Genomic DNA, 15,181 nt, shown 5'->3' with positions numbered 1-15,181 from the left:
CGCCGCGTGGAGATAGGCGCCGCGACACTGGACGCGTTCCGCCTGCTGGCCAGCGGCGACGGCTCGCTATGGTTCATCGTCTGGACCTCGCTGATGGTGGCCGGGCTGGGCCTGGCGCTGGCCACCGTGCCGGCGATCGGCGCGGCCTACCTGATCGCCACCCATCAGTTTCCCGGGCGACGCGCGGTTGTCGTCGTCGCACAAGCCTTTCTCTCGTTCCCGACCGTGCTGGTCGGACTGATTCTCTACCTGCTGTTCACGCGCCAGGGGCCGCTGGGCAGCTTCTCGCTGCTGTTCACACCGGCGGGCATGGTGATCGGCCAGGCCGTAATCGCTTTCCCAGTGATCCTGGCGTTTGCGTTGTCCACGCTGCAATCGGCGGACCCGCGCCTGCGTGAAACTGCATGGGTGCTTGGCGCCGGGCGCTGGCGCATGTGCATGACGGTGCTGCGCGAACTGCGTTTCGGACTGATGGCCGCCGTGGTTGCCGGTTTCGGCCGCGTGATTGCGGAGGTCGGGTCGGCGCTGATGATCGGCGGCAATATTGAGGGTGCAACGCGCACCATCACAACGGCCATTGCGCTGGAGACAAGCAAGGGCGAGTTTGCGCAGGGCATCGCGCTGGGTATCGTGCTGGTGGCGCTGGCGCTGATCGTCAATGTGCTGATGGCCTGGCTGCAAGGTGCCGGAGGATTCCGTCGATGAACGCACCCAAGAGCAAGGCAGTGCATGCGCCGCTGCTGACGGTGCGCGGCTTGTCGCGACGCGTCGGTGCGCGCAACCTGTTCAAGATCGACGAACTCGCGTTTCCGCGCGCCACGGCAATTGCGCTGACCGGTGTCAATGGCGCAGGCAAGTCCACGCTGCTGCGCATGGTGGCCGGGCTTGAACCGGCGCCGGGCGCAACCGTAGGCTGGACGGACGCGGATGGCACCGTACACGCCGCACCGCTTTCGCCGCTGCCTCAGGCCCTGCGCCAGCGCATCGCCTACATGCATCAGCATCCTTACCTGTTCCGCACCTCGGTGCGCGAGAACATCGCGTACGGCCTGCATATGCGCGGCCTGTCACGCCACGAGGTCGATCAGCGCGTGGGCGCGGCGCTGGGCTGGGCCGGGGTTGTGCATGTTCAGGACACTGCGCCGGACAAGCTTTCTGGCGGAGAGATCCAGCGCGTGGCGCTGGCCCGCGCGAAGGTGCTGGAGCCGGACCTGCTGTTGCTCGATGAACCGACATCGAGCCTCGACGGCCACGCGCGCGAACAGGTGATCGCGCTGATCGGCGAGCTTGCCGCGGAAGGCCGTTCAGTGGTGATCGTCTGTCATGACCGCGAGCTGATCAACCTGCCCGGCGTGGTGCGCTGGAAGCTTGGCGAAGGCAAGCTCGACACGCACCACAAGTAAGCGGGTCAAGACGATCAGATCAGGCGTGCGCGCATTGCACCGCGCAATGCATTGGCAATGACGATGGCGTCGGCACGCCGCACCATGTCGCGCGTCACGCTGGCTTCCGCCACGGGCCCGTCGATCAGCGCATCGCCCTCTTCCAGCACCACCGCGCGCATCACGCCCGGCAGGATGTCCGCCGACAGCGGTGGCGTCAGCCACTGGCCATCCACCTTGACGAACACCGAGCTACGGCCGCCCTCAAGCAGTTCGTCACGCGTATTGAAGAACAGGCTGTCGAAGCCGCCGGCCCGCTCTGCCGCCTGCCAGCCAGCATCGAACGTTGCACGCGCGCTGAGCTTGTGACGGCGCAGCGGGTCGTGCACCGGCAGGCGCAACTGCGCGATCTCCAGCCCTGCCACATCGCTGCCAAGCGGAGCCAGCGCGCCGCTGGCGAACACCAGCGCCCCATGCTTGTCCACGCTCACACGCAGGCGCCAGTCGCCATCGCCGAGCCGCCCCGCTTCGGCCTGCAGCGCGGCGCGGGCTGCAGGCAGGTCCAGCGCAAATCCGAACGCGGCCGACGAATGCGCGAGCCGCTGCAGGTGACGCTCGCGATGCAGCACCACGCCATCGTGCGCATGCATGGTTTCGAACAACGTGAAGCCCGGGTCGTGGCCGGTCAGGAAGCGCGCTTTCCAGCCGCATTCGGCGAATTCGTCGTCGGCCACGCTGTCATGGACGATGCCACCGCCGACGCCCATTTCTCCCAAGCGCAGGCCATCGTCACCGGACGGCGCCAGCACCAGCGTGCGAATCGCCACGGACATCCCGAACGCGCCGAGTTGCTCCCCATCCGAAGGCGCGTCGAGCCAGCCAATCGCGCCTGTGTACAGGCCGCGCGGCGACGCCTCGAGTTCGCCGATGATCTGCATCGTGCGCCGCTTGGGCGCACCGGTAATCGAGCCGCATGGAAACAGCGCGGTAGTCAGCGCGCCAAATGACGTGCCCGGGCGCGCCACGGCGGTGACCGTCGAGGTCATCTGCAGCACCCGGCCGAACGGCTCGACGACGAAGCGCGCGGGCACGGCAACGCTGCCGGGCACGGCCAATCGGCCAAGGTCGTTGCGAAGCAGATCGACGATCATCACGTTCTCTGCCCGGTTCTTGGCGTCTGCCGCAAGCATCTTCGCGGCGCGTGCGTCCTCACTGGCGTCGCCGGTGAGGGGCGCGGTGCCCTTCATCGGCCGTGCCACCAGACGTCCGCTGCCATCGTGCTCGACGAACAGTTCTGGCGACAGAGACAGCACCCAGCCATCGCTTGGCAAGCGGGCCAGCACGCCGAACGGCACCGGCTGCGCCGCGCGCAATGCCGCGTAGAACGTCACCGGATCGCCGAAGGCGCGAAAGCGCAGCCGCTGGGTGAAGTTGACCTGATAGGTGTCGCCCGCCTCGATGTAGTCGTGGATGCGTGCAATCGCATCCGCGTAGGCCTGCCGCGTGGTGCTGGCCGCGACATCGAGCGCGCCCGCGGGCCCAGGTTGCGCGGTGGCCGCAAGCCATTGCGCCACGCCATCCGTATCGAGCCGCTTCAGCGTGCGGAACCACAGCACCCGCAACGCGCCATCGTGGAACGGCAGCGGCCCTCCCAGATGCACGGGCACGCCGACAATCGGGCCACCGAACTCGTAGGGCGCGAACAGCGCAGCGTGGAGCCCGGCCTGCCAGCCTTGGGCAAGCAGTGTGTCAAGCGCGGCCACATCGGAGCCGGCGGGCACGACGTCCTCTCGCACGAAATCGGTGTAGAGGCGCGATGCGGCAGCGCCCGATGCGTGGGCGTCGTCGAGGAGGACGAAGGTTTCAGCGGGAGTGGGCAATGAGGGCAAGCGTTGTTGGCATGTGAGGTGCTGGCCCTCTCCCCCGCCCCTCTCCCGCGAGCGGGAGAGGGGCGAACACCCACGGCATGACGAACGCTGCAGGTTTGCTCCCCTCTCCCGCAAGCGGGAGAGGGGTTGGGGGAGAGGGCCGGCCGTTCCAGCACCAACCATACATAAAAAAAGACGGCTACGGTGACCCTGTAGCCGTCTTCAGTTTCCCGTCAACGAGGCGATCAGCTAAAGAAGCTCTTCACCTTGTCCATCCAGGATTGTTCCTGCGGGCTATGGCGCGAGCCGCCCTCGTGGACCGAGCGGTCGAACTGGCGCAGCAGTTCCTTCTGGTCGTCGGTCAGCTTGACTGGGGTCTCGACGTTCACATGCACGTAGAGATCGCCCGGATACCCGGAGCGCACACCCTTGATGCCCTTGCCGCGCAGGCGGAACGTCTTGCCGGCCTGGGTGCCTTCCGGCACCGGGAAGCTGGCCTTGCCGCCCAGCGTCGGCACTTCGAGGTCGCCGCCCAGCGCCGCCGTGGCGAACGAGATCGGCATCTGGCAATGCAGGTCGTCGCCGTCGCGCTCGAACACCGGGTGCTGCTTGATATGCACTTCGACGTAGAGATCGCCCGGCGGGCCGCCGTTGATGCCCGGCTCGCCGTTGCCCGACGAGCGGATACGCATGCCTTCGTCGATACCGGCCGGAATCTTGACCTCAAGCGTCTTCTGCGACTTGATCTTGCCCTGGCCGTGGCACTTGGTGCATGGCTTCGGAATGAACTTGCCGCTGCCGTGGCACTTCGGGCAGGTCTGCTGCATCGTGAAGAAGCCCTGCGAGACGCGCACCTGGCCCACGCCATTACAGGTCGGGCAGGTTTCCACCGACGAGCCCGGCTCGGCGCCATTGCCGTGGCAGTGCTCGCAATCGTCCCAGTGCGGTACACGGATCTGCGCTTCGTGGCCGTGCGCGGCCTGCTCCAGCGAGATTTCCATGCTGTAGCGCAGGTCGGCGCCGCGGTATGCCTGCGGGCCACTGCCGCGACGGCCACCGCCGCCGGCCGCCTGGCCGAAGATGTCGCCGAAGATGTCGCCGAACGCCTCGGCGAAGCCGCCGCCGCCAAACCCGCCGCCGCCGAAACCGCCAGCCATGTTCGGGTCCACGCCAGCGTGGCCGTACTGATCGTAGGCCGCCTTCTTCTCGGAGTCGGAGAGCATCTCGTAGGCCTCCTTGACCTCCTTGAATTTCTCCTCGGCGTCCTTGCTGTCCGGATTGCGGTCCGGGTGATACTTCATCGCGAGCTTGCGATAAGCCTTCTTGATCTCTTCGTCGCTCGCGTTCTTGCCTACCCCGAGCACTTCGTAGTAGTCACGTTTTGCCATGGTGGCTCAACCCTGATTGGCCCGGCGGATCACTTGCAACCCGCCGCGCGATAAGCAAAAAAGCCGAGCGCGGTGTCCGACCGTGGTTTTCACCGTGAGTCAGACCACCGTCGCCCGGCGTCGGGAACGGGTGGCGGCGCCGGCATCACCTGCGCCGCCACCCGCCGTCCCGCTTACTTCTTGTCGTTCACTTCCTTGAACTCGGCGTCCACGACGTTATCGTCCTGCGGCTGGGCCTGCTGCTGGCCGCCGGCTGCGCCAGCGCCTGCTGCAGCGCCTTCACCAGCCTTGGCCTGCATGTCGGCATACACCTTCTCGCCGAGCTTCTGGCTGACTTCGGACAGCGCGTTGACCTTGGCGTCGATCTCGGCCTTGTCGCCACCGCGTGCGGCGTCTTCCAGTTCCTTGATCGCTGCTTCGATCTTTTCCTTCTCGCCGCCTTCGAGCTTGTCGCCGTACTCGGTCAGCGCCTTGCGCGTCGAGTGGATCAGCGCATCGGCCTGGTTGCGGGCATCGGCCAGTTCACGGGCCTTCTTGTCTTCCTCGGCATTGGCCTCGGCATCCTTGACCATGCGCTGGATCTCGTCTTCCGACAGACCCGAATTCGCCTTGATCGTGATGCGGTTTTCCTTGCCGGTGGCCTTGTCCTTGGCGCCCACGTGCAGAATGCCGTTGGCGTCGATGTCGAACGAGACCTCGATCTGCGGCGTGCCGCGCGGTGCCGGCGGAATGCCTTCCAGGTTGAACTCGCCCAGCAGCTTGTTGCCGGTGGCCATCTCGCGCTCGCCCTGGAACACCTTGATCGTCACGGCCGGCTGGCTATCGTCAGCGGTCGAGAAAACCTGGGCGTGCTTGGTCGGGATGGTCGTGTTCTTGCTGATCATCTTGGTCATCACGCCACCGAGCGTCTCGATGCCCAGCGACAGCGGCGTCACGTCCAGCAGCAGCACGTCGGTACGGTCGCCCGACAGCACCGAACCCTGGATGGCAGCACCCACGGCCACGGCTTCGTCCGGGTTCACGTCCTTGCGGGCTTCCTTGCCGAAGAACTCGCGCACCTGCTCCTGCACCTTGGGCATGCGGGTCATGCCGCCGACCAGGATCACGTCGTCGATGTCGCTGACCTTGACGCCGGCGTCCTTGATCGCGGTGCGGCACGGTTCGATCGTGCGCGTGATCAGTTCTTCCACCAGCGCTTCGAGCTTGGCGCGCGTGATCTTCAGGTTCAAGTGCTTCGGACCCGAGGCATCGGCCGTGATGTACGGCAGGTTGATCTCGGTCTGCTGCGTGCTCGACAGTTCGATCTTGGCCTTTTCCGCGCCTTCCTTCAGGCGTTGCAGCGCCAGCACGTCCTTCGACAGGTCAACGCCCTGTTCCTTCTTGAACTCGCCGATGATGTAGTCGATGATGCGCTGGTCGAAGTCCTCGCCACCGAGGAACGTGTCGCCGTTGGTCGACAGCACTTCGAACTGCTTCTCGCCATCCACGTCGGCGATTTCGATGATCGAGATATCGAACGTGCCGCCGCCGAGGTCATACACGGCGATCTTGCGGTCGCCCTTCTCGTTCTTGTCCATGCCGAACGCCAGCGCGGCGGCGGTCGGCTCGTTGATGATGCGCTTGACGTCCAGACCGGCGATGCGGCCGGCGTCCTTGGTGGCTTGGCGCTGCGAGTCGTTGAAGTATGCCGGCACCGTGATCACGGCTTCGGTCACGGGCTCGCCCAGGTAGTCCTCGGCGGTCTTCTTCATCTTGCGCAGCACTTCGGCCGAAACCTGCGGCGGGGCCAGCTTCTGGTCACGCACGCCTACCCACGCGTCGCCGTTGTCGGCCTTGACGATCGAGTACGGCATCAGGCCGATGTCCTTCTGGACTTCCTTCTCTTCGAACTTGCGGCCGATCAGGCGCTTCACGGCGTACAGCGTGTTGCGCGGGTTCGTGACGGCCTGGCGCTTGGCGGGTGCGCCGACGAGGATCTCGCCATCTTCCATGTAGGCGATGATCGACGGCGTGGTGCGTGCGCCTTCGGAGTTTTCAATGACTTTCGGCGTGTTGCCTTCCAGAATGGACACGCAGCTGTTGGTGGTACCGAGGTCGATACCGATGATCTTACCCATAGTGTTCTCTCCTATTGAGCCCGCTCTCTCTCAGGGGCTGCAATTCAACCTGAGGGCGAAATGTGGCCGTCCCGGGCCATTTCAAGGGCGAAGGTCGCAAATCCGAGTAATTTCCTCGGAAAAAGGCGACGCCCTCATGAAGTTATCTATGCGTTACTTACGAGGACTCGCGTTCGCGCTGCCAGAGGACATCGCTGCCGCCGCCTGACCGATTCAGCACACGGGCCAGCACGAACAACAGGTCCGACAGCCGGTTCAGGTACTGGCGCGGCGCCTCGTTGAGCGCTTCTGCGGCCCCCAGGGTCACCAGCGAGCGTTCCGCCCTCCGGCATACGGTGCGGCAGATGTGCGCCTGGGCGGCCGGCCGGCTGCCGCCCGGCAGGATGAATTCGGCCAGGCGCGGCAGCGTGGCGTTGTAGTGCGCCAGCCAGTCGTCTAGCTGGGCCACCTGGGGCGCCTTCAGCAGCGTGTAGCCGGGGATGCACAGTTCGCCACCCAGATCGAACAGGTCGTGCTGGATATGGACCAGCGCGCCGCGCACGTCTTCGGGCAGGTCCTGCTCGGTCAGCAACAGGCCGATATGGGAGTTCAGTTCGTCCACGTCGCCGATGGCGGCGATGCGCAGGCTGTCCTTGCCGACGCGGCTGCCGTCGCCAAGGCCCGTGGTACCGGCGTCGCCGGTGCGCGTGGCAATTTTGGACAGGCGGTTACCCATGCCGGTCTCCTCGTTGTCAGTTTCGAAGTGGCGCAATTATGGACCCCTTCCACCGCCCGGGGGGCCCCGCCGGATGCCGCACGCGGCGTAGGGGCGACGTAGAATGACGGCATTCCACTGCATACAGAGCCATACGGCCCACGCCCGGAGACCTGCATGAACCACCCCACACCCGCCGCCGCGCTGGCGCGCCGTCCGTTCCCGCCCGAGCTTGCCGATGCCCTCGCCGCCCGTTTCGGCGACCGATTCACCACTTCGGCCGGCGTGCGTGAGCATCATGGCCGCGACGAATCGCCGTTTCCTCCTGAACTGCCCGATGCCGTGGTGTTTGCCCACAGCACGGAGGAAGTGGCCGAACTGGCCAGGCTCTGCAATGCGCACGGCGTGCCGCTGATCCCCTATGGCGCCGGGTCGTCGCTCGAAGGCCACCTGCTGGCCGTGGCCGGCGGCGTCAGCCTGGACCTGTCGCAGATGAACAGCGTTTTGGCCGTGCATCCGGAGGACCTGAGCGTCACCGTGCAGCCCGGCGTCACGCGCAAGCAGCTCAACCAGGAAATCAAGGACACGGGCCTGTTCTTCCCGATCGACCCGGGCGCCGATGCGTCGCTGGGCGGCATGTGCGCCACGCGCGCCTCGGGCACCAACGCGGTCCGCTACGGCACGATGCGCGAGAACGTGCTGGCCCTGACCGTGGTCACCGCCGATGGCCGCGTTATCCGCACGGGCACGCACGCGCGAAAGTCGTCGGCCGGCTATGACCTGACGCGCCTGTTCGTTGGCAGCGAGGGCACGCTCGGCATCATCACCGAGGTGACCGTGCGCCTGTATCCGCAGCCGGAAGCCATCTCCGCGGCCGTCTGCGCGTTCCCGAGCATGGGCGACGCCGTGCGCGCGACGATCCAGACGATCCAGCTTGGCGTGCCGGTGGCCCGCGTCGAATTTGTCGATGCATTGGCGATCCGGGCAATCAATCGGCATGACAATCTGACCTTGCCGGAAACCCCGCACCTGTTTTTCGAATTCCACGGCACCGAGGCCGGCGTGCGCGAACAGGCGGAGACGGTGCAGGCAATCGTCGCCGAACATGGGGGCCAGGGCTTTGAATGGGCCACGCGCCCCGAAGATCGCTCGCGGCTCTGGAACGCGCGTCATACGGCGTACTTCGCGATGCTGCAACTGAAGCCGGGCTGCAAGTCGGTGACCACGGACGTCTGTGTGCCGATCTCGCGCCTGGCCGACTGCGTGACCGAGACCGAGCGCGACCTCAATGCGTCGTCGCTGCCGTGCCCGATCGTCGGCCATGTCGGCGACGGCAACTTCCACGTGGCGATCCTCGTCGATCCGGCGAAGCCCGAGGAAATGGCCGAGGCCGAGGACATCAACCGCCGCATCGTGCAGCGCGCGCTGGCGATGGGTGGCACCTGCACCGGCGAGCACGGCGTGGGCCTGCACAAGATGGGGTTCCTCGTGCAGGAGCATGGCGAGGATGCGCTCGACCTGATGCGCGCGATCAAGGATGCGCTGGACCCGAACCACATCCTGAACCCCGGCAAGATCTTCAGCGCCACGCGCTAGGCACGCAGCCATGGCATCTGTTTTCCATCGCGTCCCGCCGCTGCACCTGCTGATCGCGTTCGAAGCAGCCGCGCGGCTGGGCAGTTTCGCGCGCGCGGCCGAGGAGCTTTCCGTGACGCCGAGCGCGGTCTCGCACCGGATCAAGAACCTGGAAGAACTCTGGGGCGAGGACCTGTTCGTGCGCTCGAACGCCGCGCTGCGGCTGACAGCGGCCGGCATGCGCTACCAGCGCAACGTGCAGGACGCGCTCAAGTCGCTCAACGAACTTGCGCGCCCCGAGTACAACAAGCTGCGCACGCGGCTGCGCGTGGCCATTCCGCCGACGTTCGGCCGCCAGCACCTGGTGCCGCGCCTGCCGGAATTCACGGCGCTCTATCCGCATATCGACCTGGAGTTGCATCTGGCCGTGCCGTTCCTCGACGTCAAGGCCGAGGACACCGACATCGAGATCCGCTACGGCACGGGCCGCTACCCTGACCTGAAGACCACGAAGCTGCTGGTGGAGCCGGTGTTCCCGGCGTGCGGGCGCGAGTACTACGAGCGCGTGAACGGCTTCGCCATCACCAGGCCCGAGGATCTGCACAATCTGACACTGTTGCGCAGCCCGCTGGAGCCATGGCGCCCATGGTTCGAGACTGCCGGGCTGGACTGGCCGGAGCCCCAGACCGGCGCCCAGTTCAACGATATCGGGCTGATGCTGGAAGCCATCGTCTCGAATCAGGGCGTGGGACTGGTGCGCCAGCGCATGGCGCGGCAGTGGCTGGCGGCAGGCCAGATGGTCAAATTGCTCGATGTGGAGTCGGTTTCGCCGCACGGCTACTACATCGTCGAACGCGAACAGGCGCCGCTGCTGCCCGAGGCGCGCTACTTCATCGACTGGCTGCTCGGGCTGGACTGGTAGCGGCCAAGCCACTACGCTGGAAGCGGCATCGCGCGCAATCGTCGGCGCCTGTATCGCCCCGCCGCAGCGCCCGGCATGAACCTTTTTGATCGGGTTGCCGTGCCGAATTCACGTGGGCCGGGGCTCTCGTGACGAGGTGCCTGCGCTATAGTCTGCCGTCCCGGCCCCGTGCGCGCCCATCGCGCCTGGCGGCCGGCCCGTCACAGGAGTTGCCATGAACGCCCCGCAAGACGCCCACACGGTTGCCGGTGAGTCCGCAGATGCGAAACGCGCCACGCTGCTGGCCCGCCTGGCCGGCATCCTGCCCGAGTCCGCCGTGCTGTGGAAAGCCGAGGACACGGTCCCGTACGAGTGCGACGGCCTGGCCGCGTACCGCCAGGTGCCTGATGCCGTGGTGCTGCCGGAAACCGAGAAGCAGGTCTGCGCGGTGCTGCGCCTGTGCCATGAACTTGGCGTGCCCGTGGTGCCGCGCGGTTCCGGCACCAGCCTGTCCGGCGGCGCGATGCCGATTGCCGGCGGTCTGGTGCTGTCGCTGGCCAGGTTCAAGCGCATCCTGTCGCTCGACCCGTATTCGCGCACCGCAGTGGTCCAGCCCGGCGTGCGCAACCTGGCGATCTCCGAAGCCGCCGCCGCGCACAATCTCTACTACGCACCTGATCCGTCATCGCAGATCGCCTGCTCGATCGGCGGCAACGTGGCCGAGAACTCGGGCGGCGTGCATTGCCTCAAGTACGGCCTGACCGTGCACAACGTGCTGCGCGTGCGCGCGGTGACGATGGAAGGCGACGTCGTCGTATTCGGCTCCGAAGCACCCGACGCACCGGGGCTGGACCTGCTGGCGGCCATGATCGGCTCCGAGGGCATGCTGGCGGTGGTCACGGAAGTCACCGTGAAGCTGGTGCCAAAGCCTCAACTCGCGCAGGTCATCATGGCGAGCTTCGACGATGTGGAAAAAGGTGGCAACGCCGTGGCCGACGTGATCGCGGCGGGCATCATCCCGGCCGGCCTGGAAATGATGGACAAGCCGGCCACCGCCGCCGTCGAGGAGTTCGTCAAGGCCGGCTACGACCTCGACGCCGCCGCGATCCTGCTGTGCGAATCGGATGGCACGCCCGAGGAAGTTGCCGAGGAAATCGGCCGCATGAGCGAGGTACTGCGCGCGTCCGGCGCAACCCGCATCACGGTGTCGCAGAGCGAAGCCGAACGGCTGCGCTTCTGGAGCGGCCGCAAGAACGCATTCCCGGCCGCGGGCCGCATCTCGCCCGACTACTACTGCATGGACGGCACGATCCCGCGCAAGCATATCGGCACGCTGCTCAAGCGTATCGAGCAGATGGAGCACAAGTACGGATTGCGCTGCATCAACGTGTTCCATGCGGGCGATGGCAATATGCATCCCCTGATCCTGTTCGATGGTGCCGACCAGGATGAATGGCACCGTGCCGAACTGTTCGGGGCCGACATCCTCGAATGCTGCGTGGAGCTTGGCGGCACCGTAACCGGCGAACATGGCGTGGGCGTGGAAAAGCTCAACTCGATGTGCGTGCAGTTCTCACCGGCCGAGCGCGATGCATTCTTCGGCGTGAAGGCCGCATTCGACCCGGCCCGCCTGCTGAACCCCGACAAGGCCATCCCCACGCTTGCACGCTGTGCCGAATACGGCAAGATGCACGTCAGGCGCGGCCTGCTGCCGCATCCGGACCTGCCGCGTTTCTGACGCCCGCTCGCCATGCCGACGGGGGAGGCGCGCCAGCCAGCAACCCTTCCCTCACCCCACATGTCACAACGCAACCTGAACGCACGTATTCGCCAACGGCTGGGCCAGCCCGAATCGGGATGGCGCCAGCGCTGGTACACGATCATCTTCGAAGCGGACACGCGTGCGGGGCGCCTGTTCGACGTCGTGCTGCTGGTGGCCATCGTCGCCAGCGTGGCCGTGGTGATGCTCGACAGTATCTCGGCAATCCACGCGCGGCTGGGCCCGCTGTTCACCGGACTCGAGTGGCTGTTCACGCTGCTGTTCACTGCCGAGTACATCATGCGGCTGAGCGTTGTGAGACGCCCGCTGCGCTATGCGTTCAGCTTCTACGGCATCATCGACTTCCTGTCGATCATCCCGACCTGGGCATCGTTCTTCGTGCCGGAGCTCGCCTTCCTGATCGACGTGCGATTGCTGCGTCTGCTGCGCGTCTTCCGGATCCTCAAGCTCACGGTCTACTTCGAAGAGGCCGAGATCCTGATGCTCGCCCTCACGAATGCCCGCCGCAAGATCTTTGTGTTCCTCGGCACCGTTCTCATCATCACGGTGATCCTGGGCACGATCATGTACGTGGTGGAAGGCCCCACGCACGGCTTCACGAGCATTCCGGTCAGCATGTACTGGGCCGTCGTGACGCTGTCCACCACGGGCTTCGGCGACATGGTTCCAAAGACGCCGATCGGTCAGTTCATCACGTCGCTCACGATCCTGCTCGGCTACGGAATCATCGCGTTCCCCACCGGCATCATCGGCGCAGAACTCGCCGCCAGCATCATCAAGCGTCCGCTGACCACGCGATCGTGCGAGCACTGCCTGACCGAAGGTCACGAACCCGATGCCATGTTCTGCAAGCATTGCGGCACGGTACTGCCCGTCTACCAGGCGGAATCGCTCGCCGATGACCGCGCCGGCCACGCGGGCAACGCGGGCCACGCGGGCGGCAATGGCAACACTGCCCGATCCGGCTGACGTCCCCTCATTTCGATAACGACACGTCCTCATGCAAGCCACTCTCGACGCCTTTCGCGATGCGATCCGCCAAGCCGGCGACAGCCGTTCCCCGCTGCGCCTGCGCGGCGGTGGCAGCAAGGACTTCTATGGCCAGGCGCTGACCGGCTCCGTGCTCGATACGCGCGCGTATCGCGGCATCGTCGAATACGATCCGGCGGAACTGGTGATCACGGCACGCTGCGGCACGCCGCTGGCGGAGATCGAAGACGCGCTCGCGCAGCGGCGCCAGATGCTGGCCTTCGATCCGCCACACTTCGCACCGCACGGACAGGCGAGCACGGCCACGCTGGGTGGCGTGATGGCTGCCGGGCTGTCCGGCCCACGCCGGCAATCGGCGGGCGCGCTGCGCGATTTCGTGCTCGGTGCGCAGCTGATGGACGGCCATGGCGAGATCATGAACTTCGGTGGCCAGGTGATGAAGAACGTGGCCGGCTATGATGTGTCGCGCCTGCTGGCCGGATCGCTCGGCACGCTCGGCCTGATTCTCGAAGTCTCGCTCAAGGTGCTGCCGGTCCCGTTCGACGACGCCACGCTGCGCTTTGCGCTGGACCAGGCCGAGGCCATCGACCAGCTCAACAAATGGGGCGGCCAGCCGCTGCCGATCGCCGCATCGGCGTGGCACGACGGCATGCTGCATGTGCGCCTGTGCGGTGCCACGGCCGCTGTCTGCGCCGCAAAAGAGAAGCTTGGCGGCGAGGCCGTCGATGCCAGCACGGCCCATCAGCTCTGGGCCGCGCTGCGCGAGCAGACGCATCCGTTCTTCGGCCCCGTGCATGACGCCGGCCGCGCGCTGTGGCGCGTTGCCGTGCCAACAGTCTGCAAGCCGCTGGACCTGCCTGGCGCCCAGTTAGTGGAATGGGGCGGCGGCCAGCGCTGGTGGATCGCACCCGACGACAGCAGCGCCTCAGCCGATCACGTGCGCGCCGCGGCGCAGGCCGCCGGCGGCCACGCCACGCTGTTCCGCAACGGCGACAAGTCGCTAGGCGTGTTCACACCGCTTTCGTCGCCGCTGGCCGCGATTCACAAGCGGCTCAAGGATACGTTCGACCCTGCGGGCATCTTCAATCCGCAGCGCATGTACACCGGGCTCTGACCCCGCAGGCAACCATACCGCGACCATAGCGACAATAGCGACCATAGCGACCACGGCGACCCCACCATGCAAACCACACTGGCCGATTTCCTGCGCAACACGCCCGAGGGCGAAGAAGCGAAATCCATCATCGGCAACTGCGTGCACTGCGGCTTCTGCACGGCAACCTGTCCGACCTACCAGTTGCTCGGCGACGAACTGGACGGGCCGCGCGGCCGCATCTACCTGATGAAGCAGGTGATCGAAGGTAACGCCGTGACGGAAAGCACGCGTCTGCACCTTGACCGCTGCCTGACGTGCCGCAACTGCGAATCGACCTGCCCTTCCGGCGTGACCTATGGCCGTCTGGTCGACATCGGCCGCCAGATCGTCGACGACAGGCTGGAGGCACAAGGTGTCCGGCGACCGGCGCGGGAACGCATTACTCGCTGGGTGCTGCGCGAAGGCCTGACGCGGCCCGCGCTGTTCGGTACGGCACTCAAGCTCGGCCAGATCGTGCGCCCGCTGCTGCCGGAGACCCTGCGCAACAAGGTGCCCGCCCGCGAGCCCGCCGCCGGATCGTGGCCGCGCACGGAGCATGCGCGCAAGATGTTGTTGCTCGATGGCTGTGTGCAACCGGCAATGTCGCCCAACATCAATGCGGCCACGGCACGTGTGTTCGACAAACTTGGCGTACAACTTGTGGTGGCACGTGAGGCCGGATGTTGTGGCGCGATTCGCTTCCACAATGGCGATCATGCAGGCGGGCTCGACAACATGCGCGCCAATATCGACGCGTGGTGGCCACACATCGAAGCCGGCGCAGAAGCGATCGTGATGACCGCTTCCGGCTGTGGCGCGATGGTCAAGGATTACGGCCACCTGCTGCGCAACGATCCAACCTACGCGTCGCGTGCGGCGCGGATATCCGCGATGACGCGCGACCTGTCGGAGATCCTGCCCGACTTCGCCGACGACCTGCACCGTCTGGCGGGCGCCGTCCCGCGCGATGGCCGCCGCGTGGCATGGCATCCGCCGTGCACGCTGCAGCATGGCCAGCAGATCCGCGGAAAGGTCGAAGCATTGCTGGCCCGCCTCGGCGTGGACGTGCGTCTCTGTGCAGACAGCCATCTGTGCTGCGGGTCGGCGGGCACCTATTCTGTATTGCAGCCCGAACTCGCCTACAAGCTGCGCGACGACAAGCTCGCCAAATTGCAGGCCACTTCGCCCGATTCGATCGTCACCGCCAACATCGGCTGCATCACGCATCTGCAGAGCGGCACGCAGACGCCGGTGGTGCATTGGGTGGAGCTGGTGGACAGGATGCTGGCGCCTGTGGTGGCGCAGGCTGCCTGATTTGTGTGGTTGTCTTTCTCCCCTCTCCCGCACGGCG

Annotated in this window: 12 protein-coding genes; 8 read left to right on the top strand and 4 right to left on the bottom strand. The window is 66.1% G+C overall.

Going from position 1 to position 15,181, the window contains the following annotated elements; genetic code table 11:
• The first annotated feature begins 6 nt into the window (after positions 1-6).
• Positions 7-705, top strand: coding sequence for an ABC transporter permease (locus tag B552_RS0106345; RefSeq protein ID WP_019448168.1), 699 nt, complete (start codon positions 7-9; stop codon positions 703-705).
• Positions 702-1,403, top strand: coding sequence for an energy-coupling factor ABC transporter ATP-binding protein (locus tag B552_RS0106340; RefSeq protein WP_019448167.1), 702 nt, complete (start codon positions 702-704; stop codon positions 1,401-1,403). The genes B552_RS0106345 and B552_RS0106340 overlap by 4 nt, the downstream gene beginning before the upstream one ends.
• A gap of 14 nt (positions 1,404-1,417) precedes the next feature.
• On the opposite strand, the gene B552_RS0106335 is transcribed toward B552_RS0106340, so the two are convergent.
• The 4 genes from B552_RS0106335 to B552_RS0106320 all read right to left on the bottom strand — a co-directional run bounded on the left by B552_RS0106335 (position 1,418) and on the right by B552_RS0106320 (position 7,470).
• Entirely contained in the window at positions 1,418-3,262 is a 1,845-nt protein-coding gene (locus tag B552_RS0106335) for a bifunctional anthranilate synthase component I family protein/class IV aminotransferase (protein WP_019448166.1), read from the bottom strand.
• 233 nt (positions 3,263-3,495) lie between these two features.
• Entirely contained in the window at positions 3,496-4,638 is a 1,143-nt protein-coding gene (gene dnaJ / locus B552_RS0106330) for a molecular chaperone DnaJ (protein ID WP_019448165.1), read from the bottom strand.
• A gap of 173 nt (positions 4,639-4,811) precedes the next feature.
• Positions 4,812-6,755, bottom strand: a complete 1,944-nt coding sequence (gene dnaK, locus B552_RS0106325; RefSeq protein ID WP_019448164.1) for a molecular chaperone DnaK — start codon at positions 6,753-6,755, stop codon at positions 4,812-4,814.
• A gap of 157 nt (positions 6,756-6,912) precedes the next feature.
• Complete coding sequence (locus B552_RS0106320) at positions 6,913-7,470, bottom strand: cob(I)yrinic acid a,c-diamide adenosyltransferase (RefSeq protein ID WP_019448163.1); 558 nt, start codon at positions 7,468-7,470, stop codon at positions 6,913-6,915.
• A 156-nt stretch (positions 7,471-7,626) separates the two neighbouring features.
• Here B552_RS0106320 and B552_RS0106315 point away from each other — a divergent pair, with 156 nt between their 5' ends.
• The 6 genes from B552_RS0106315 (at position 7,627) to glcF (ending at position 15,144) form a co-directional block, all read left to right on the top strand.
• Positions 7,627-9,045: an FAD-linked oxidase C-terminal domain-containing protein gene (locus tag B552_RS0106315; RefSeq protein ID WP_019448162.1), complete on the top strand. Its 1,419-nt coding sequence runs from the start codon at positions 7,627-7,629 to the stop codon at positions 9,043-9,045.
• Between the two features lie 10 nt (positions 9,046-9,055).
• The gene (locus tag B552_RS0106310; RefSeq protein WP_019448161.1) at positions 9,056-9,946 is read left to right on the top strand and encodes a LysR substrate-binding domain-containing protein; all 891 of its coding nucleotides are present in this window, start codon (positions 9,056-9,058) and stop codon (positions 9,944-9,946) included.
• Positions 9,947-10,160: 214 nt separating this feature from the next.
• Positions 10,161-11,663 (top strand): FAD-linked oxidase C-terminal domain-containing protein, encoded by a 1,503-nt coding sequence (locus B552_RS0106305; protein ID WP_019448160.1) that lies wholly within the window; start codon positions 10,161-10,163, stop codon positions 11,661-11,663.
• 60 nt (positions 11,664-11,723) lie between these two features.
• Positions 11,724-12,674 (top strand): ion transporter, encoded by a 951-nt coding sequence (locus B552_RS0106300; RefSeq protein WP_019448159.1) that lies wholly within the window; start codon positions 11,724-11,726, stop codon positions 12,672-12,674.
• Positions 12,675-12,705: 31 nt separating this feature from the next.
• Positions 12,706-13,809, top strand: a complete 1,104-nt coding sequence (gene glcE / locus B552_RS0106295) for a glycolate oxidase subunit GlcE (RefSeq protein ID WP_019448158.1) — start codon at positions 12,706-12,708, stop codon at positions 13,807-13,809.
• 66 nt (positions 13,810-13,875) lie between these two features.
• The gene (glcF, locus tag B552_RS0106290; protein ID WP_019448157.1) at positions 13,876-15,144 is read left to right on the top strand and encodes a glycolate oxidase subunit GlcF; all 1,269 of its coding nucleotides are present in this window, start codon (positions 13,876-13,878) and stop codon (positions 15,142-15,144) included.
• Positions 15,145-15,181: the final 37 nt, after the last annotated feature.

Source organism: Cupriavidus sp. BIS7 (genome assembly GCF_000292345.1).
Classification (GTDB): Bacteria; Pseudomonadota; Gammaproteobacteria; order Burkholderiales; family Burkholderiaceae; genus Cupriavidus.
The sequence above is the reverse complement of the archived record's forward strand: the minus strand, read 5'-3'. Positions and strand labels throughout refer to the sequence as shown.

Coding starts and splice junctions, on each gene's coding strand:
- B552_RS0106300 (WP_019448159.1), top strand. CDS start 11,724: ATGTCACAACGCAACCTGAACGCACGTATTCGCCAACGGCTGGGCCAG.
- B552_RS0106305 (WP_019448160.1), top strand. CDS start 10,161: ATGAACGCCCCGCAAGACGCCCACACGGTTGCCGGTGAGTCCGCAGAT.
- B552_RS0106315 (WP_019448162.1), top strand. CDS start 7,627: ATGAACCACCCCACACCCGCCGCCGCGCTGGCGCGCCGTCCGTTCCCG.
- glcF (WP_019448157.1), top strand. CDS start 13,876: ATGCAAACCACACTGGCCGATTTCCTGCGCAACACGCCCGAGGGCGAA.
- glcE (WP_019448158.1), top strand. CDS start 12,706: ATGCAAGCCACTCTCGACGCCTTTCGCGATGCGATCCGCCAAGCCGGC.
- dnaK (WP_019448164.1), bottom strand. CDS start 6,755: ATGGGTAAGATCATCGGTATCGACCTCGGTACCACCAACAGCTGCGTG.
- dnaJ (WP_019448165.1), bottom strand. CDS start 4,638: ATGGCAAAACGTGACTACTACGAAGTGCTCGGGGTAGGCAAGAACGCG.
- B552_RS0106320 (WP_019448163.1), bottom strand. CDS start 7,470: ATGGGTAACCGCCTGTCCAAAATTGCCACGCGCACCGGCGACGCCGGT.
- B552_RS0106340 (WP_019448167.1), top strand. CDS start 702: ATGAACGCACCCAAGAGCAAGGCAGTGCATGCGCCGCTGCTGACGGTG.
- B552_RS0106310 (WP_019448161.1), top strand. CDS start 9,056: ATGGCATCTGTTTTCCATCGCGTCCCGCCGCTGCACCTGCTGATCGCG.